General features: G+C 31.6%; 16 protein-coding genes and 5 tRNA genes. 3 read left to right on the top strand and 18 right to left on the bottom strand.

Annotated elements, in window-relative coordinates; genetic code table 11:
* Positions 1 to 43: 43 nt before the first annotated feature.
* The 8 genes from B3792_RS05825 to B3792_RS05790 all read right to left on the bottom strand — a co-directional run bounded on the left by B3792_RS05825 (position 44) and on the right by B3792_RS05790 (position 10,782).
* Complete coding sequence (locus B3792_RS05825) at positions 44 to 3,427, bottom strand: hypothetical protein (RefSeq protein ID WP_291069100.1); 3,384 nt, start codon at positions 3,425 to 3,427, stop codon at positions 44 to 46.
* 93 nt (positions 3,428 to 3,520) lie between these two features.
* The gene (locus B3792_RS05820) at positions 3,521 to 5,152 is read right to left on the bottom strand and encodes an ArnT family glycosyltransferase (protein ID WP_291069098.1); all 1,632 of its coding nucleotides are present in this window, start codon (positions 5,150 to 5,152) and stop codon (positions 3,521 to 3,523) included.
* Complete coding sequence (locus tag B3792_RS05815; RefSeq protein WP_291069096.1) at positions 5,136 to 5,771, bottom strand: lipid-A-disaccharide synthase N-terminal domain-containing protein; 636 nt, start codon at positions 5,769 to 5,771, stop codon at positions 5,136 to 5,138. Before B3792_RS05815 ends, B3792_RS05820 begins: the two co-directional genes overlap by 17 nt.
* Positions 5,771 to 6,484, bottom strand: a complete 714-nt coding sequence (locus tag B3792_RS05810) for a glycosyltransferase family 2 protein (RefSeq protein ID WP_291069094.1) — start codon at positions 6,482 to 6,484, stop codon at positions 5,771 to 5,773. Before B3792_RS05810 ends, B3792_RS05815 begins: the two co-directional genes overlap by 1 nt.
* A gap of 81 nt (positions 6,485 to 6,565) precedes the next feature.
* Complete coding sequence (locus B3792_RS05805; RefSeq protein WP_291069092.1) at positions 6,566 to 7,660, bottom strand: glycosyltransferase family 9 protein; 1,095 nt, start codon at positions 7,658 to 7,660, stop codon at positions 6,566 to 6,568.
* A 123-nt stretch (positions 7,661 to 7,783) separates the two neighbouring features.
* Positions 7,784 to 8,488 carry an SDR family oxidoreductase gene (locus B3792_RS05800; RefSeq protein WP_038330800.1) on the bottom strand — a complete coding sequence of 235 codons (705 nt, stop codon included), beginning with the start codon at positions 8,486 to 8,488 and terminating at the stop codon, positions 7,784 to 7,786.
* Between the two features lie 13 nt (positions 8,489 to 8,501).
* Positions 8,502 to 9,278 (bottom strand): hypothetical protein, encoded by a 777-nt coding sequence (locus B3792_RS05795; protein ID WP_125349992.1) that lies wholly within the window; start codon positions 9,276 to 9,278, stop codon positions 8,502 to 8,504.
* Between the two features lie 67 nt (positions 9,279 to 9,345).
* Complete coding sequence (locus B3792_RS05790; RefSeq protein ID WP_371875724.1) at positions 9,346 to 10,782, bottom strand: amino acid permease; 1,437 nt, start codon at positions 10,780 to 10,782, stop codon at positions 9,346 to 9,348.
* Between the two features lie 181 nt (positions 10,783 to 10,963).
* Between B3792_RS05790 and B3792_RS05785 the strand changes: the two genes are divergently transcribed.
* The 3 genes from B3792_RS05785 to B3792_RS05775 all read left to right on the top strand — a co-directional run bounded on the left by B3792_RS05785 (position 10,964) and on the right by B3792_RS05775 (position 13,108).
* Positions 10,964 to 11,632, top strand: coding sequence for a hypothetical protein (locus B3792_RS05785; RefSeq protein ID WP_221855474.1), 669 nt, complete (start codon positions 10,964 to 10,966; stop codon positions 11,630 to 11,632).
* Between the two features lie 64 nt (positions 11,633 to 11,696).
* Positions 11,697 to 12,116 carry a hypothetical protein gene (locus tag B3792_RS05780; protein ID WP_291069090.1) on the top strand — a complete coding sequence of 140 codons (420 nt, stop codon included), beginning with the start codon at positions 11,697 to 11,699 and terminating at the stop codon, positions 12,114 to 12,116.
* 89 nt (positions 12,117 to 12,205) lie between these two features.
* Positions 12,206 to 13,108 (top strand): ketopantoate reductase family protein, encoded by a 903-nt coding sequence (locus B3792_RS05775; protein WP_125349990.1) that lies wholly within the window; start codon positions 12,206 to 12,208, stop codon positions 13,106 to 13,108.
* 36 nt (positions 13,109 to 13,144) lie between these two features.
* Here B3792_RS05775 and B3792_RS05770 read toward each other — a convergent pair whose 3' ends face one another.
* The 10 genes from B3792_RS05770 to trpD all read right to left on the bottom strand — a co-directional run bounded on the left by B3792_RS05770 (position 13,145) and on the right by trpD (position 18,299).
* Complete coding sequence (locus tag B3792_RS05770; protein WP_125349989.1) at positions 13,145 to 14,059, bottom strand: hypothetical protein; 915 nt, start codon at positions 14,057 to 14,059, stop codon at positions 13,145 to 13,147.
* A gap of 47 nt (positions 14,060 to 14,106) precedes the next feature.
* Positions 14,107 to 14,181 (bottom strand) — tRNA-Pro (locus B3792_RS05765).
* A 22-nt stretch (positions 14,182 to 14,203) separates the two neighbouring features.
* Positions 14,204 to 14,287 (bottom strand) — tRNA-Ser (locus B3792_RS05760).
* Positions 14,288 to 14,306: 19 nt separating this feature from the next.
* Positions 14,307 to 14,380: transfer RNA gene (locus B3792_RS05755), tRNA-Arg, on the bottom strand.
* A gap of 24 nt (positions 14,381 to 14,404) precedes the next feature.
* Positions 14,405 to 14,479: transfer RNA gene (locus B3792_RS05750), tRNA-Pro, on the bottom strand.
* Between the two features lie 51 nt (positions 14,480 to 14,530).
* Positions 14,531 to 14,605, bottom strand: a tRNA-Pro gene (locus B3792_RS05745).
* Positions 14,606 to 14,665: 60 nt separating this feature from the next.
* Positions 14,666 to 15,850: a tryptophan synthase subunit beta gene (trpB, locus tag B3792_RS05740; RefSeq protein WP_125349944.1), complete on the bottom strand. Its 1,185-nt coding sequence runs from the start codon at positions 15,848 to 15,850 to the stop codon at positions 14,666 to 14,668.
* 12 nt (positions 15,851 to 15,862) lie between these two features.
* Entirely contained in the window at positions 15,863 to 16,534 is a 672-nt protein-coding gene (locus tag B3792_RS05735; protein ID WP_291069088.1) for a phosphoribosylanthranilate isomerase, read from the bottom strand.
* Positions 16,531 to 17,316 carry an indole-3-glycerol phosphate synthase TrpC gene (gene trpC / locus B3792_RS05730; protein WP_291069086.1) on the bottom strand — a complete coding sequence of 262 codons (786 nt, stop codon included), beginning with the start codon at positions 17,314 to 17,316 and terminating at the stop codon, positions 16,531 to 16,533. The genes B3792_RS05735 and trpC overlap by 4 nt, the downstream gene beginning before the upstream one ends.
* Positions 17,313 to 18,299 (bottom strand): anthranilate phosphoribosyltransferase, encoded by a 987-nt coding sequence (gene trpD, locus B3792_RS05725; protein WP_125349947.1) that lies wholly within the window; start codon positions 18,297 to 18,299, stop codon positions 17,313 to 17,315. The genes trpC and trpD overlap by 4 nt, the downstream gene beginning before the upstream one ends.
* Position 18,300 lies beyond the last annotated feature (1 nt).

Here is an 18,300-nt window from a genome sequence, read left to right as displayed (position 1 = left end):
AAATAATAATAAAAGACGATTTTATAAAATCGTCTTTTATTATTTAAAACCTCGCTTGCACTTGCACACTTCCCGTATGTATTGGCTTATTTTCTTCGGTTTTTCGTCCATCATACGAAATATTCAATTGCAAAAAACTTGTGATTTGCCGTTGGATTTGCAACTGCCAAACAAAATTATTTCCAGCGCGCAAACCTTCCATCATTTGATTTCCAACAACAGATTCTTGGTTTCCGATAAATTTATTGTTGATAAAACTAAAACTTCCCAACAAACTCATTTTATCCGAACCGTTCCATTGAATTTCTGTTCCCAAATCCGACTGATTTAATTGCTCTTCACCCGAAACATTCTTCTTATTTTGATAATTATAAAACAACGACGCAACAAGATTTTTTTCTGTTTGATACGTAATTTTTGGTGATAAACGAAGATTATTTAACTTATATCGTCTACTCAAAAATAATTCAGAATCGCTGTTAATCACCATATATTCAGTATCGAAACTTGCGATTAGATCTTGCAAAATCTTATAACGCGCTTGCAACAAATAACTGTCTGAATCACGGTATTCAGAACCTGTGTAAACATACGTTTGGGATTGTTGTTGATTGTAAATAAAATTTGACGACCATTTATATTGTGTTCCTTGATTAAAGAAAATCGACGAACGAATACTTCTTGTTTTACCTAAAATTTGAGCCGAATTCGTAAAAGGATTCCATTCTAACGTCGTTCCTTCTTTGCGCAACGAGTTACTTGCCGAGATATTTTGCTGAAACATCCAACGATTCCAGAATTCATTTTCGGTATTAAAAACTTGTTTTGGACGAAAACGCAACGTAAAATTGAATTGATTTTTATTCGTTTTCAAATACTCGATTGTATTCGTATACACGCGAATATAATTTGCTTGGTCGATAAATTCTGCCACTTCAAACTCGTCAATTTGCTCAATTCCATCGCCGTTATAATCCGTCCATTTGTAAATTCCCATTCCATCCGAAACTTTTACATACTGAAATTCACGCTGCGGTTCCACACCGCTTCCCACTTCATAATCTACATTTAATTGTAAACCTTGATTGAAAAAAGCTTTGTACCATTTTACGCTTCCTGTCATAAAATCTTCGTTCGGCGCATCTAAAAATTGATAATTAACTCGTCGATAATGGAAATTTAAATTTAATTGATGATTTTGTTTTTGTATTAATGTTGAATTAAAAATAGCTCCTTTACTTTGTTGAATATTTTGCCAAGTCCCTAAACGAACCGAATCGTCTTGACGTTGATAAACCGTCAAATCGATTTTATGACCAAGCGAATCTGCAAAACCTCCTTTCAACTGAAATTCATTCCATTTAAAACTTAAATCTGATTTTTGATTTTTTGTCAAATCATCCATGTCATTATTCTCGCCCCAAACTCTCGCTCCAACCCAAAATTTATTTCCAATTTTTCGTTTTCCATCTACCATATAACGCGCAAAATTGGTATTTTGAAGCGTTGCTTTTGTTGATAAAATATTTGCTTGCGCAACGATTTCGTCTTTTTCAGTTTTATAATTTGCATCAAGTTGATTTCTCAAACCTTTGTACAAACCAGTATTTTCAAGATAATCGAATTTATATTGTGCATTAAATTTTTCTTTCCAAGATGAATTGATTTTTGTTGTGATAAAATTCTGATTTACGCCACTTAATTCTTGTTCCAAATTAAAATCTCGTGCAAATTCAACAGCTCGTAAACGCTCTGCACTTTTATAATTTTTATTAATAAAATTCCATTCCGCATAAGGTGTAATTTTCCAATTTTTGAAAGAAAATGTTTTTTCACCATAAACACGAGTTGCTAAACCAGAATTGTTTTGATCATCAATCGATGAAAATAAATTTTGATCATAATTACTCAAACCTAAATTAAAACCAACATTTCCATTATCTCTCAATTGATATTGTCCATTCAACGTATAAATCTGCAACTTTTTAAGCGAAATTAATTGCTTTATTGGTTCATAATCACCTCGTAAAACTCCAGCAATTGCTTCGTTATATTGAAAGACTTTCCCATTTTGATTCGCATTTATTTGTCGATAATTTCCTTGATTAGCTCCAACATACGTGAAAGCCACTTGATACAATTCATCGTTTGGATCTGTCGAATATTCAAAGATATCTAATCCATTTTGATTTACTTTTCGATACAAGATTTTATTCGAATCATACGTCGTTTTCTCTGCAGAAACGGTGTACATTTTATCTGGATCATTCCCTGCATTTGCCAAAATTTGCTTTTCAGCATCTGTCAAATCATTTCCAAGTGAATTATTCTTCGAATCTCCTTGAGAAAAGAAAAAACCTGACAATTTCAATCGTTCCGATTCATATTCAGCTCCACCATAAAGTAAAACTTGTGAATAATTTCGAGAATTGTACAAATACTCCACATTAATGCGCGTATTTGCGGTAATCAATCGGTTTGAAGTGAAAGAAATTTCTCCTGTATTGTAATTAATTACATAATCATTTTGCTCGCCACGCTCCAACAAAACACCATCAATATATACTTTCTCACTACCAGAAATAATAATCACATACAATTCATTATTCTTTCCAGAAAGCCTATAAGGACCTTGATTTCCGTCTTGTCCAACAAAATTAACACGCATAAATTCACCTCGTGTAATGCTTCCAGAAGCAAAAATATTGGTCGACGATTTTTCGCCTTTTAACTGAGTTGACAATTGTAAACCTGTTACTTTTTGATTAAATGGATTGAAAAAATCTCGTTCTTGATTGGTATTAATATCAATATGTCCAGCTCTAATTTTCGAATTTTTACTGGCTAATTCGATGTAAACTTTATCAAATTCTTGCAGATTTTGCGTGTATCCATCCGATTCTATTGGCACATTATTATCCGCAATCGCCGCATTTACTGTAATATCATCCGATAATTTTCCTGACAATTCCAAATCCAACGAAGATTGCACAGACGCACTTTGATTATTCCCAAAACGAATACCACGAACCATCGAACCTTTACTATTCAAACCATCAAAAACATCTTTGTTCGCTTGTTTTGAATTCGGTTCTATTTGATGAAAAATATCAACTGGTTTTGCATCATTAACAATGATATTCGGATTTTTGGCATAAAAAACAGATTCGGCTAATTTTGGATTAACAAAATACTGAATTTTCACCATTTGTTTGGCGATTGAAGAATTGAAATAAACCTCGTTTCGTTCAAAATTTATCGTATAAAATTCTTTTGAAATTGGATTTCCTGTTGAATCTAAAATTTGAAATTTTTCGGATAAAATTCCTTTATTTTGAAGCTTTATCGTATCAGAAAGTTGAACAGAATCTTGTCTAAAATTAGGATTTTTCCACCCAAAATGTTGAGCAAAAACAAAACTGTTCACTAACCAAAAACATAGAAAAAATAGAATCCGAAACTGCAAAAGATTTTATTAGAATAACGAAAATTTAAGCTAAAAATTTTACTCGAAATTTAATCACTTTTTTTGAATCAAATAATAGTTTCTTTGGATACGATCGTTATAATTTTTTTGATTTTTTGAAGAATGATTCAAATCGACCACACCAATTTTTTTGATTGAATAATTATTAAAATGATCTGCAAAAAAAGTAGAATCTGACGGACTTGCTAACATTCCAAATTTCTCTTCTTTCGGAAAGATAGTTTTCTTTCCATAGTTAATTGCAGGAATTGAAGTCCCATAATCCAACACTATTTCAGGAACAAAACTTTGCCATTCGTATGTTTTGATTTGATTTTGTTGTTCTAATTTTTTCAGATTTTTAGCAGAAGAATACAACTCTTCGGAAAAAGTTAATTTGGAAAGTGGAAATCCAAATGCAACAACTGAACACATCAATAAAATAGTTGAGTAAAATATCTGTTCGAATGATTTTATCTTTAATCCTTTAAAAATTGAGATTCCTAAAATTAATCCAACAATAGCAAAAGGAATCGACCAAACCAAAAATTCTGACAAACGATCTTTTGTATAAATAAAAACACCAACTGAAATTGCGATTCCTATTATTCCGTATAAACCAAACGCAAAATTGGTAAAATATCGTTCAGTTTTATTTGATAAATTTTTGAATTCTAATCGTAAATATTCGATATAAAAGCCAATATTCATCGCTAAAGGAATTAAAACTGGTAATAAATATCTTGATTTTTTTTCTGGAATTACAGATAATAAAACCACCGATAAAATTGTCCATAACCAAGCAAATTGATAGGCTTTTTTGTTTGCAACTTTATTTTTTAGATAAGGATAAATCAAACTTACCAAAGCCGGAATTGTCCATAAACCAGATTGTGTAAAGAAACTCCAATAATAATAAATTGGACGAGTATTATAGCTGTGCCAATTGTTCACTTCCTTTTGAGAAGCCGCTAAAAAATGTTCTGGATCAAAATATTTCACATACATCATCCATGCAAATCCTACGACACAACCTAATATTATCGTTAAAATTGTAATTCCTAAATTTCTTCCTAATTTGTATCTATAAAAAATAAAATAAGCAATTAAAAACGGTAAAAATAGCGCATACAACGAAACTGGACCTTTGCTCATTATCGAACAAGCTAACAATAAAAATGCAGCAATAAAGTTGAATAAATTAAATTTTGATGATTGAAATTCTTTCACCAAAAACAATATCGCTCCCATCACAAAACTATGCGTGTACATATCCCAATTGTTATCTCTCCCAGAGAAAAACACGTAAAATGAAGTGATTAAAACCAATGAAGAATTAACAACTTGTTGTTTTGTTAAATCGAAATGCGTTAATGTTTTATAGAACCAAACGACTAATAAAATGGTAATTAGAACAACTGGAATGCGTAGCCAAAAAAAGTTTTCGAAACCAAAAACACTTCCAAAAATAGCTGTAATCCAAGTTGGTAAAGGTGGCTTTTCATAACGAGGCAAACCGTTAAGCGTGGTAAAAATCCAATTTCCTTCGTGTACCATTTCTCGCGCCGAAATAATGTTTCGAGCCTCCATAATGTTGGTTTGTAAAACGCCAAGATTAACAAACAACATCAAAATTGTTACGATGATTAAAAATAAAACTGAATTTTGCTTAATCCACTGAACCATTTTTCTCTTTTCGTTTGATTAATATATTTCGAGCATAAACGATAAATCCCATAAAATGACCAACAAATAAAACGGGATCTTTTCGAATAATCGCGTAAATTAAAATCAACAATGATCCTGTTAAACTAATGACCCAAAATCCCATTGGTAATTGCGATTCGTGTTTTCGTTCGGAATAAATCCATTGATAGACGAAACGAAATGTGAAAAGTACCTGAGATACGACTCCTAAAGATAAAAGCCACATCGGAATTTTTTCGTTTTTGAATAATAAATCTACATCAAAAATTCCGTTATTGAAACCATATAAAACAATTAATGCAGGAAAAACATACAAGAAAATGCGTACTATTTTCGGAAATTCTTTCCAATGATTTTGAAGTTGAATATTTCTGATATAGATATAATACGTCAATGTTTGTCCCAACATAATCGAAAAATCATGACGCAAATAACCATATAAAAATAGCAAAACAGATGCAAACAAGCTAACTTCCCAAAATAATTTTGGTGTAAGAACTTTCTTATTCTTTTCAGAAACAACCCATTGTAAAATAAGACGACTCGAAAAAAGTGCTTGTGCAAGAAAACCAATACTGATGATAACCCAATTTGGCATTATGCTCTTTCTTGAATTTTATAATTGATGTATTTTTTCTTCATCCAAACAAATGCAAAACAATCCATTAACGGTCCTAATAAACGGTTCCATAAATTGAATTTTGATTCGCCCGCGATACGAGGAAAATGTTTGACAGGAACTTGAGTAACCGTTCCATTTTGTAATAAAATCATAGCTGGTAAAAAACGGTGCAATCCTTTGAACATCGGAATTTTCTTCGCTTTTTCAGCATCTATAACTTTTAATGGACAACCCGTATCATCCATTCCGTCATTAGTAAATGCTCTACGAATAGAATTGGCAATTTTAGATGACATGTTTTTCACGAAAGAATCTTTGCGATCTGCACGAACTCCAGTCACCAAATCATATTGATCTGCTAACGCTAATAATTTATTGAAATCTTCTGGATCAGTCTGTAAATCCGCATCGATATAACCAACCCATTTTGATTCCACTGTATCAAAACCAGCTTTTATAGCTGAAGATAAACCATAATTTTTGTCAAAAGAAATATAATGAAAAGCTTGATTTCTATTACAAATCTCTTTGATAAGAGCCAAACTTTTGTCTTTAGAACCATCATTAATCAATAAAATTTCAGTCCGTTTTATTGACTTTGACAGATATTGATTCATTGTTTCTTCCAATCTTATCAAGTTATCTTCCTCATTATAAATTGGGATGATAATTGTAAACTCTGTTGACATTTTTAAATTATTTCAGAGGACAAAGCTATGAAATAATCAAACGAAATTAAAATATTTTTGTTGAAGCTAATTTATTTCATATCAAATCGAAACGAACTTTGTTTGATGATAAAAAACAGTTTTTTTTTTAACCAATAATTTATCCATTTCTTGAACAAGAATACCCTTATCTTCATTATTAATCAAGACTACAGCATTTCCTATTCCATAAGGTTTATAACGCTCTAAGAAGCTTTGATCTTTAAACAAACCAATTGTTTTTGTAGGCGCTGCACAACTCAAATGCATCATACCAGAATCGGCTGCAATCACAAATTCGCAACTTTTCATCACAGCTGCAATTTCTCTCACATCTTTACTGTAATAAGTAGGCAATCTATGATTTAGCATCGAAATATTTTCGACAGGTAAAATTTCAATTAAATTATATTCTTGCGAATATTTTGGATAAAATAAATTGTAAAATTCTGTCCACCATTTTTCATCATAACATTTTGTACCAGTTGCATACGTAAAAAATGCAAGTGTTTTCTTTGAAGGATCTTGAATCAATTCAGTTAACATTTCTATTCCTTTTGTAGACTCTTGCTCTGTTAACTGAATATTTAGAGTTGGATTATCTAAATTTCCTTCTTTATTTTTAAATAATTCTAAGAATTTTCTAAACACATAAACTGGATATTGTGCTTGATGAATATGAATTTCTTGATTCGAATTCATTTCAAATTCATTCCCAAAAATTTTATACTTAGAATTCGCAAAAGAAGTTGAAAGTCGTCCTGAAGATGAATTTTTATCAACATTAATCACTAAATCGTAATTCTTTTTCTTGATTTTTAGCCAAACTTTAGCATATTGAATCAATTCTTTGAAAGGTTTTTTAGGTAATTCAATAATTTGATCAACTTGAGGATAGTTCTCAAAAATAATCGGAGCGACCTTTCCTTTTACAAATAAGTCAATTTTAACACCAGGATTATATCGGATAATTTCCTGAATCAAAGGTGTAATCAATAGAATATTTCCTAAACGCTGATTGGGTCTGTTTATCAGTACTCTATTAAGTTCAAGAGGTTTTTCTTTGTCTATCTTTGGCAAATTACCATCACCTATTCCTCCTGTTAATCGACGCATAATTGTACGACGAAAATGATTGACTGATTTTTTAAAATTCATTAAAAAGTGCTCGTTAAAAAAATACCTTTATTGTATTCTTATTTTTCCACGAAACTATGTAAACTATTGGTAATTACGAAATATTTTTTTCATAAAAAAAGATCTCTTATCGAGATCTTTAAATTATTTTGTTTTCGTAGGACGAACTTCTATTTTACTTGGCAAAACATTTGGATTCATTTTCAATAAATCAACTACCATTTGTCCTAAATCTTCGGGCTGAATTTTCCATCCATCCTCCGAATTTGGCACATGATCATTAAAGTTTGAAGTCACAGAACCAGGCATAATCGTTGTACATTTGATATCATAATTTCTCAAATCTAACATCGCTGCTTGGGTAAAACCGACAACGCCAAATTTCGAAGCATTGTAACCCGCTCCATTCGCAAAGAAATTTGTTCCCGCCAAAGAAGCAATCGAAATATAATATCCTTTCGAAACTTTTAGTGCTTCAACAGACGCTTTTATTGTATGAAAAACTCCTGTCAGGTTAGTATCAATCATCGCATTCCAATCTTCTAAAGAAAGTTCATCAACTGGCGCAAATTTTCCTAAACCAGCATTTGCAATCACAATATCCAAACGTCCAAACGCAGAAATAATTTGCTCAATTGCATTTTGTTCATCTTCGAAATGTCTCACATCCGACTGAATAGCCAATACATTTTGATTTCCTAAATAATGACGAGCTTTTTCAACATCATCAATGTTTCGTCCAGAAATTGCCACTTTCAAACCATTTTCTACCAATGATTTTGCAATTCCTAATCCAATTCCTTTTGTTCCCCCCGTTATATAAGCTACTTTACCTTCTATATTTTGCATAATTATTTTAGTTTTATTTTTGGTTCAGCCAATTCCATTTACCATCTTTTCGGTAAATAAATCCGCCTTCTTTTGCGTTATCTTGATGCACATAAATCGCATCATAATCTAAAGTTACGATTTCATTTTTAGAAACTCCATTTAAATTTCGTTTCACTCCATCTTTATAATTCGAATAAAGTGGCGTTCCTTTTGGAATCATCATCAACGTTCCGAAATCATAATTTGTAATTTTGAACGGATCTTTTGCTCCTCCCAAACCATAAATTTGACTTCCTTTTTTCATATTATTCACAATAAATAAACGGATATTTCCTTTTGTATCAATCATTCTATATAAATAATCCACCACACCGTCACCAAAAAAGTCGCCTTTAATTGCGAAGCATTTGTAAGCTGTTGCTAAATAAAATTCGCTAAAAGCTGGGTGCGTAGAAATTTCTGTTTCGAATTGATTGACAAAATTTTGTTGTGTGATTAAATAACCACTAAACGCATACAAATCGCCTTGAGCAGAAGAATCATTAACTCCTTCATCCAAAATTAATTTAGACGAGCTAACATCTAATTTCACCCAGTTTCCACTTTTTGCTTTCCCATTATCTTTAATTGCAAACGCTTCACCTTTTTCTGAAATTTTAACAGGATATCCATACGGAATTTTACCAATTCGTTTTCCATTCGGACTTGTTCTAACTGTCAATCCTTCTTGCGCTATAACTTGATAAATTTCTTGTGAAAACACAATAGAACTCATCATCAAAATGAATCCAACAACTATTTTTTTCATGATGTAAAATTAAAAAGCTTCAAGTAATCTTGAAGCTTTTATATGAACTATTTTAAATTAAAATTTATCAAGAATTCTTAGTCTTTTTATTTTCTTTTACAATTCGATAAGCGATGTAAAGGAAGATCAACCAAACTGGAATTAATTCTACTGAAATTTTAAGTCCTGTAAACCACATAATCACTAAAATTCCAAATAAGAAAATTAGACAAATATAATTACTGATAGGATACAAGAAAGATGGAAATAATGTTTTTGTATTCTCCAAATTCTTTTGTTTTCGGTATTTAAGATGTGTTATCGAAATCATAATCCAGTTAATTACCAACGAAGAAACCACTAAAGACATCAATACATGAAATGCATCTTCTGGAATTATTTTATTAATTAAAATACAAATTGCTGCGAAAAAAGATGAAACTAAAATCGCCATAACAGGGACGTGATTTTTGTTTAATTTTTTTAAGAATTTAGGCGCATTTCCTTGTTCTGCCAAACCATATAACATTCTACTATTACTGTAAACAGAGCTATTGTAAACTGATAAAGCAGCCGTCAAAACAATAATGTTTAGTGCATTGGCAATTAATCTTGAAAAATCAATTGTGTTACCAAAAATATTTAGTTTCAAATGATTCAAATTCTCAAAAACCATTACAAAAGGACTACTTTTATCCGTAATCGTTTCCCAAGGAGCTAACGAAAATAAGATAATTAATGCTCCAACATAGAAGATTAAAATTCTATAAATTACTTGATTGGTTGCTTTTGGAATTGTTTTTTCTGGATTTTTAGCTTCAGCAGCTGTGATGCCAATCAATTCTAAACCTCCAAAAGAAAACATAATAAGAGCCATTGCGGCGAATAATCCACTAAAACCGCCTTCGCTATTACCAGATAACCAACCTTTTGGAAAAAAACCTCCGTTGTTCCAAAGATTTTGTATTGTTGCTTGTTCACCTCCAGTTCCGCTTATTAATAAGTAAGCTCCGAAGATTATCATAGCAATAATGGCAATTACTTTGATGATAGAAAACCAAAATTCAGCTTCACCAAACATTTTTACTGAGCCTAAATTCAATGCGTTAATCACAATAAAAAAGAACAAACTCGACGCCCATAATGGAATTTCTGGCCACCAAAATTGTACATAAATTCCGATTGCAGTCAATTCGGACATACTTACTAAAACGTAAAGAATCCAATAATTCCAACCAGAAGCAAATCCAGCAAAAGATCCCCAATATTTATATGCAAAATGACTAAAGCTTCCTGAAACAGGCTCGTTAACAACCATTTCTCCTAATTGGCGCATAATAAAAAAGGCTATAATTCCTGCAATTGCATATCCCAAAATAACAGATGGTCCAGCTAAAACAGCAGCAGGTCCAATTCCTAAAAACAAACCAGTTCCAATCGCGCCACCTAAAGCAATCAATTGAATATGTCGGTTAGTAAGGCCTCTTTGTAATTCTTTTTCTTCAGTATTATTTATTTGACTCACGTGTGATGTATTAATTTGTTAAATATATGTAAAAACTATTTTCTAAAAGAACAATTTGAAGAATTGTCTTGTTTGAATTAATATAAAGAAAATGCTTTAATAATAAATTTTATTCATGTTAAATCGTATAAAATAAAAGAAAGTATTCAACTAAATTCCTAATTTTATAAAAATCAATCTTATGAAAAAATTATTTTTCACTTTTTTACTGACATTATTTACCTCTGTTCAGCTTTTTGCAGATGGACCTTTTTTATATTCTTTACCTTTTGGTTCGAGAGTTTATCCTGATGAAACGATCTTAGAAAAAACGAAAGAAAAAGGAATTGATTATTCTACTTTCGAAAAATATATGTTGGATAATAATATAGAATTAGGCAAAAAAGTTGGGCTTCTTTCTGAACTCGAAGTTTATTTTGTGGTGAATGATAATCAAAAATCATATTTTGTTGATTATAAAGAGAAATTTAAAAAGTCAGTTGGAAAGAAATTTGGAACTAAAACTCCAATCAATGAACGATTTTTAATTGCGTTGATGGATGATTACGATATAGAATCTCCTAAAGTAGAAGTATATCAAAAATTTGTTGATGAAAATCCTCAAAGTAAAACGATGCAATTTGTGAATATTTTTGCTTATAATTTTAATCTTATTTGGGATGATGATAAAAAAGATTATTCTTCTATGAATGATTTTATAGAAAAATATCAAGATAATTGTTTGCAAAATTTTGAGAGTTTTAACAACGATACTTCTGCCGATATTTTTTCTGAATTTGAAGAAATTATTGCGTTAGGATACAATTGCGATTATGCTTTGAATGTCTTGCTCCTGCAAATAATCGATTGAATATTCTGAATCAAAAACAGGATTTACTTTAAATAAAATTGCAAATGCAGAACCAATTCCAAGAATGGTTGTGACGTCAAATGCTTCTCAAATTGGATTGTCGGCTTATGAATGGTTAGGTGAGGAAATGATGTTAATTTCAAGCTTGAAAATTTCGGATGAAGAGAAAACTCTTCTGAATTATTTTGCCGTAAATGAAACATACAATTATATCAATCATGTCAACAATCTATATGTTTTATTTGAAGCGATTCAGAAAATGCCCTCACAATTAGCGAAATCTGCGAATAATAAATCTGTTGAAAAAATTGCTGCAAAAGATAATTGGAAGAAAATAAATCAATTGTATGATGTATTGAAAAAGAATTTTCAAAAAGAGAATGAAATAGCTGTAGATTCTAGCTCAAACCTTGATGATTTGCGTAATTTGATTTATTATTTGTATCTCAATCCAAAAGAATTGTCAAAAGTTTATCAAAACTAATTATAACCGAAATATTAAATTTTTTCAAAGACTTTAATTCGTAAATGTTGTAGATTTTATTTTAAATTTATCTTCTAAATAACAAAAAAATGAAATCAATTTATTTTCTTGGATTGGGAGCTTTAGGAGCAAAATATGCAGCGAGTTTTTATGAATATAATCCAGAAATTGTAAGTGTAATTGTAGATGAGGAGCGAAAAAATCGATACGAAAAATCGCAAATTTTTGTGAATGATAAAGCGTATGATTTTAATTATGTCACAAAAATCGAGGAGAATAATTATCCAGATTATATATTTTTAGTCGTTAAAAGTTCACATTTACAGCAAGCGATAGAAGATATGAAGCCTTTTGTTGGTGAAAACACAATGATTGTAAGTTTGATGAACGGAATTTCTTCTGAACGTGTTTTGGCAGATCATTTTGGATGGGATCGTGTGGTGAATGCAGTTGCATATATGGATGCTGTAAAAGTTGATAATCGCGTGACGTTTTCGAGTATAGGAAAAATTATTTTTGGGAAAATGGATTCAATTAATCATGATAAATTAGTCGATTTACATGAATTGATGAATGTTGCTGAAATTCCAAATCAATTATCGGATGATATTCAGAAAGCGCAGTGGGCGAAATATTTGGTAAATGTTGTCGGAAATCAATTGACGTTTTTGTTGGAGTTTCCATATGGACAATTTCGTACCAATCAACATCTCGAGGTTTTAATGGATATGATTTCTAATGAAGTTCTTGCAGTTGGGAATGCACATGGAGTTGCAATTGGTCAAGAAGAAGTGGATCGAATGAAATCTACGATGAAAATTGTGGATGAATTTGGTAAAACTTCGATGTTACAAGATCGCGAAGCAAAACGATATTCGGAAGTGGATGAATTTGCAGGCGAAATTATCAGTTTAGGAAAACAATATAATATTCCGACACCTTACAACGAGTTCATTTATAATATGGTAAAATCAATCGAAGAAACATATTAAAATAGTCATAAAGTCATTCAATTTTGGATGACTTTTTTATTTGAAATCAATCGCTTTTGGATAAGCAACTTTCTGAATAATATAAATCGATAGCATAAAAAATATACTCATGATTAATGTTGCAACAGGTAAATATTTTATCGAGTCAGAAGGTAAAATCATTGGTAAAATAACCATTGCAAAAGCAGGAGGTAAGCGTAAATCTGTTAATTTCAAAATAAACATTACGATAATCAAATCGATCAAGCCAATGATTAACCAATTATCAAGATAATGCATTGTTAAACAACCAGCCATTGTAGCCATGAACATTACAAGAATACGTTTTAGACGTACGGTTAATTTTAATGTTGGATTATTTAAAGATTCAAAAGAAATTACGATAATAGGTGGAATAGCAGAGAAATGTGCAAAACCGCTAAAATAACAAGCTGTAAACCAAACTACACATAATCCGATTAACCATCTGTTATGGCTTGTATAAATCATTGGAACCGCATTTTCAGTTGGTTTTAGTTTGAATATTTTTATTGATAGAAAAAGTAAAAAGACAAATAGAAATATCGCATATAGAAATACAAAAGATTCTGTATTTGTAACAATTGGTAATAATCCCGTAGCTAATGCTGGCGCAAGTTGACTTTTAAAAATTTTCAAGACAATTAACATTGCAACCAATACCAATGCTAATTTGAATGATAATATAATCGGTAAAAAATTAATCCCAAATCCTAAAATAGCAGTTATGGATGGAAGTAAAAAAATATGAAATGGTCGTTGTAGCCATTTATTTTCTCGAAACGTTAAAATTCCGACAGATAATGCAGCAACTTCTGGTAAAATAATTTCTTTATCATCATAAATCATTGCTGTTCCAATCATGATTAAAATAAATAGAAAAGCGACAGAGTATGAGACAAAAGATTCTTTATTACCTAAGATAGATTTCATGAAATAAATGTATAAAAAAAACCTTTGCAAATATACAAAGGTTTTTGTCGGGGTGGCAGGATTCGAACCTGCGACCTCCTGCTCCCAAAGCAGGCGCGATGACCGGGCTACGCTACACCCCGATTCGGTCATTCAAAAAAAATGCGGAGAGACAGGGACTCGAACCCTGGCATCGGTTTCCCGATGACAGATTAGCAATCTGCTCCATTACCGCTCTGGCACCTCTCCTGGTTTTTAATAAAACGTGTGATCCAGTCAGGATTCGAACCTGAGACCTACTGCTTAGAAGGCAGTTGCTCTATCCAGCTGAGCTACTGGACCGATCCAAAAATTCATTGAATTTTGTCGGGGTGGCAGGATTCGAACCTGCGACCTCCTGCTCCCAAAGCAGGCGCGATGACCGGGCTACGCTACACCCCGATTCGGTCATTCTTTTACCATAAATCTTTCTATTTTCGGATGAAAATTTTGTCGGGGTGGCAGGATTCGAACCTGCGACCTCCTGCTCCCAAAGCAGGCGCGATGACCGGGCTACGCTACACCCCGATAGATTTCATTATCGTGGGTGCAAATGTAAGGTGATTTTTGAAAATTAACCAAATATTTTTAAGAATATTTTTCGGAAACTTTCATATATGTTTCTAAATCTTTATCTCCTCTTCCTGAAAGATTCAGAATCACAATGTCTTGCGGTTTAAAATTAATTTTTTCTAAAGCAGCTAAAGCGTGAGAAGATTCTAATGCAGGAATGATTCCTTCCTCTTTTGTCAACATAAAAGCAGCTTCCAAGGCTTCATCATCTGTTGCATTTAAGAATTCAGCACGTCCAGTTTTGAACAAATGCGCATGTAAAGGACCAACGCCAGGATAATCTAATCCAGCCGAAATTGAATAAGGTTCAACAATTTGTCCATCTTTATCTTGCATCAATAATGTTCGACTTCCGTGAATAATTCCTTCTGTTCCTTTGATAGTTGTAGCAGCAGTTTCTCCAGATTCTACGCCCAAACCTGCCGCTTCAACCGCGATTAATTTGACAGAATCATCATTTAAAAAATGATAAAAAGCTCCCGCAGCATTACTTCCGCCACCAACACAAGCAATCACGTAATCAGGATTTTCTTTCCCATATTTCTCTTTCATTTGTGCTTTAATTTCTTCTGAAATAATCGCTTGGAATTTCGTTACCATTGCTGGATAAGGATGAGGACCAACTACAGAACCAATGATGTAAAAAGTTTCAGGATTATTGATCCAATAACGAATCGCTTCATTTGTTGCATCTTTCAAGGTTTTACTTCCTGAGGTTGCTGGAATAACTTCTGCACCTAACATTTTCATTCGTGCAACATTTGGTGCTTGACGAGCAATGTCAATTTCTCCCATAAAAACGATACATTCTAATCCCATCAACGCACAAACAGTAGCAGTTGCAACACCATGTTGTCCAGCACCAGTTTCGGCAATAATTTTGGTTTTACCCATTCGTTTTGCTAAAAGAGCTTGACCAATCGCATTATTGATTTTATGTGCACCTGTATGATTCAAATCTTCACGCTTTAATAAAATATTGGTGTTATATCTTTTTGAAAGATTTGGTGCAAAATACAATGGACTTGGTCGACCAACGTAATCTTTTAATAACAAATTAAATTCATTTTTGAATTCGTCTGTATCGATATATTGTGCTAAAGCTTCAGATAATTCTTCACAATTATGATGTAATAACTCTGGGATAAATGCTCCTCCAAATTCACCATAAAAACCTCTTTCGTCAACTTCGTATTTCATTTTGTTTCTTTTTTAATTTTGTTCAATTCGTCCATCAATTGTATCGATAAACTGTTTTACTTCGTCAGTTTTTTTTATTCCTGGTGCTGACTCAAAACCACTATTGATATCAAATCCAATACATTTCGGATGCTGAAAATTTTTCAAGATAAATGCATCTTCAAGTGTTATTCCGCCACTTAATAAAAAGGGTATTGATAACTGATAATTTGTTAACAATTGCCAATCAAATTTCTTTCCAGTTCCTCCGTAATTATTTGATTTTGTATCGAAAACAAAACTATCAACAACTTGTTGATAAGTGGTTAATTGTTGAAAATCTTCAATCGATTTTATACCAACAGCTTTCCAAATTTTAAAGTCTAAAAAGCTTTCATCAGTTAGTAATCGTTGATGTTTTCGATTGATTAATTCTTCACAAAATCTTGATGTTTCATCACCATGCAATTGCACAACATCTAATTTATATTGTTCAACTTTTTCAAGAATATTTTCAATAGATTCATTCACGAAAACACCAACTTTTTCTGCATTCGGAAAGACTTTAAAAATAGATTCATCTTCTACAAATCGTTTTGATTTTGGATAAAAAATAAAGCCAACATAATCAGGTTCAATTGCTGCAATTTCTTTGAAATTTTCGACGTTATTATTTCCGCAAACTTTTACTTGAAAACGTTTCATTTCGATTCTTTTACAAATTGTTCAAATGCTAAACTAGGATTTTCAGCTTTCATAAAATTTTCACCAATCAAAAATGCTTGAAACCCAGCTTGTCTTAGTTCTTTTACTGTTTTAGGATCAGAAATTCCACTTTCCGCAACTTTAATTAAATCGGTTGGTAATTGTTTTAAAATTTGTTTTGATTTTTCGATATCAACTTCAAAATTTTTCAAATTACGATTGTTAATTCCAATCAAATCGATGAATTCATTTACCTTTTCTAATTGATCTTCTGAATGTAATTCCAATAAAACTTCTAATCCAATTCCCTTAGCAGTTTTAGCTAAATTATAGACTTCATCTTTTGTCAAACATTCTGCAATCAACAAGATCAAATCAGCACCAATTGCTTTTGTTTCGTACACTTGAAATTCATCAACAATAAAATCTTTGCGCAAAACTGGAATATTCAAAACTTCTTTTGCTTGTTGCAAATCATCAAAACTTCCTCCAAAAAATTGTTCATCCGTCAAAACTGAAACCAAAGAAGCTCCATATTTTTCGTAACCCGAAACTACTTCTTTTACGTTTGCATCTTTATTGATAAAACCTTTTGAAGGAGATTTTCTTTTGAATTCTGCAATAATTCCAGATTTTGATTTATCTAAAATTGAAGCTTTCGCAGATTTTATTGGAAGCAAAAAATTTTCTGAATTTCTAAAACTTTCTATTGATTGAGTTTTCTGTTTTTCTAAAATTTCAATACGTTTTTGCGCGACAATTTCGTCTAATATCGTTTTCATGGTTTCATTAATTTTTGGAATACATTCAATGCTTTTTTACTGTCTAAACTTTCGTTCGCAATTGCTACACATTCGATTAAATCTTTGGTTGGATAAATTGTTTTAAGCGCTAAAGCAGCATTTGCTAAAACAACTTCTTTTTGTGCTTTAGTTGAATTTCCTTCTAAAACGCTCAAAAATATTTTTGAATTTTCTTCGATTGATTTTCCTCCTTTTATCTCATCAGGTTGAAGAATATTTAAACCAAAATCTTTACTTTCTAAAACAAATTCCCCCGAATTATTGAACACTTTTGTAGGCGATGTCAACGAAACTTCATCATAACCAGCCAACGCAGTCGAAATCGAATATTTCACGCCCGAATTTTGCATCACATAATGATATAATCGAGCAGTTTTGACATCATATGTTCCTAAATTTTGAAATTCTGGTTGAACAGGATTCACCAAAGGCCCCATTAAATTGAAAAATGTTTTTATCGCCAAACCTTTTCTAATCGGAGCAACTTTCGCTAAAGCCGGATGAAAGAGTGGCGCATGTAAAAATGTAATTCCAACTTCTTCGAACTCACGTTTTAATTTATCTTGATTAACAGAAAATTCGTAACCAAAATTATCCAACATATTCGAAGAACCGCTTACAGACGACGTTCCGTAATTTCCTTGTTTAATAATTTTCTCTCCAGCTCCAGCCAAGACAAAACAACTCAATGTCGAAATATTAAAAGTGTCTTTTCCGTCACCGCCCGTTCCTACAACATCAATCGCTTGCTTTGGTAAATTAACTTTGATGCATAAATCTAACAACGCTCGACGATATCCTTTTAATTCTTCCAACGTAATGTTACGCATATTAAAAATGGTCATAAATGAAGCTAATTCGACAGCCGAATATTTTTCTTCCGAAATTTCCACCATAATTTGATAGGCTTCATTTTCGCTCAAAGTATAATTTTCGAATAATAAATTTAATAATTTTTTCATC

Origin of the sequence: Empedobacter sp. UBA5924, assembly GCF_002431085.1 — a bacterium.
In the GTDB taxonomy this organism is placed as follows: Bacteria; Bacteroidota; Bacteroidia; order Flavobacteriales; family Weeksellaceae; genus Empedobacter; species Empedobacter falsenii_B.
The sequence above is the reverse complement of the archived record's forward strand: the minus strand, read 5'-3'. Positions and strand labels throughout refer to the sequence as shown.

Coding starts and splice junctions, on each gene's coding strand:
- B3792_RS05785 (WP_221855474.1), top strand. CDS start 10,964: ATGAAAAAATTATTTTTCACTTTTTTACTGACATTATTTACCTCTGTT.
- B3792_RS05795 (WP_125349992.1), bottom strand. CDS start 9,278: ATGAAAAAAATAGTTGTTGGATTCATTTTGATGATGAGTTCTATTGTG.
- B3792_RS05805 (WP_291069092.1), bottom strand. CDS start 7,660: ATGAATTTTAAAAAATCAGTCAATCATTTTCGTCGTACAATTATGCGT.
- trpB (WP_125349944.1), bottom strand. CDS start 15,850: ATGAAATACGAAGTTGACGAAAGAGGTTTTTATGGTGAATTTGGAGGA.
- B3792_RS05815 (WP_291069096.1), bottom strand. CDS start 5,771: ATGCCAAATTGGGTTATCATCAGTATTGGTTTTCTTGCACAAGCACTT.
- B3792_RS05800 (WP_038330800.1), bottom strand. CDS start 8,488: ATGCAAAATATAGAAGGTAAAGTAGCTTATATAACGGGGGGAACAAAA.
- B3792_RS05775 (WP_125349990.1), top strand. CDS start 12,206: ATGAAATCAATTTATTTTCTTGGATTGGGAGCTTTAGGAGCAAAATAT.
- B3792_RS05820 (WP_291069098.1), bottom strand. CDS start 5,152: ATGGTTCAGTGGATTAAGCAAAATTCAGTTTTATTTTTAATCATCGTA.
- trpD (WP_125349947.1), bottom strand. CDS start 18,299: ATGAAAAAATTATTAAATTTATTATTCGAAAATTATACTTTGAGCGAA.
- B3792_RS05735 (WP_291069088.1), bottom strand. CDS start 16,534: ATGAAACGTTTTCAAGTAAAAGTTTGCGGAAATAATAACGTCGAAAAT.
- B3792_RS05810 (WP_291069094.1), bottom strand. CDS start 6,484: ATGTCAACAGAGTTTACAATTATCATCCCAATTTATAATGAGGAAGAT.
- trpC (WP_291069086.1), bottom strand. CDS start 17,316: ATGAAAACGATATTAGACGAAATTGTCGCGCAAAAACGTATTGAAATT.
- B3792_RS05770 (WP_125349989.1), bottom strand. CDS start 14,059: ATGAAATCTATCTTAGGTAATAAAGAATCTTTTGTCTCATACTCTGTC.
- B3792_RS05780 (WP_291069090.1), top strand. CDS start 11,697: ATGGTTGTGACGTCAAATGCTTCTCAAATTGGATTGTCGGCTTATGAA.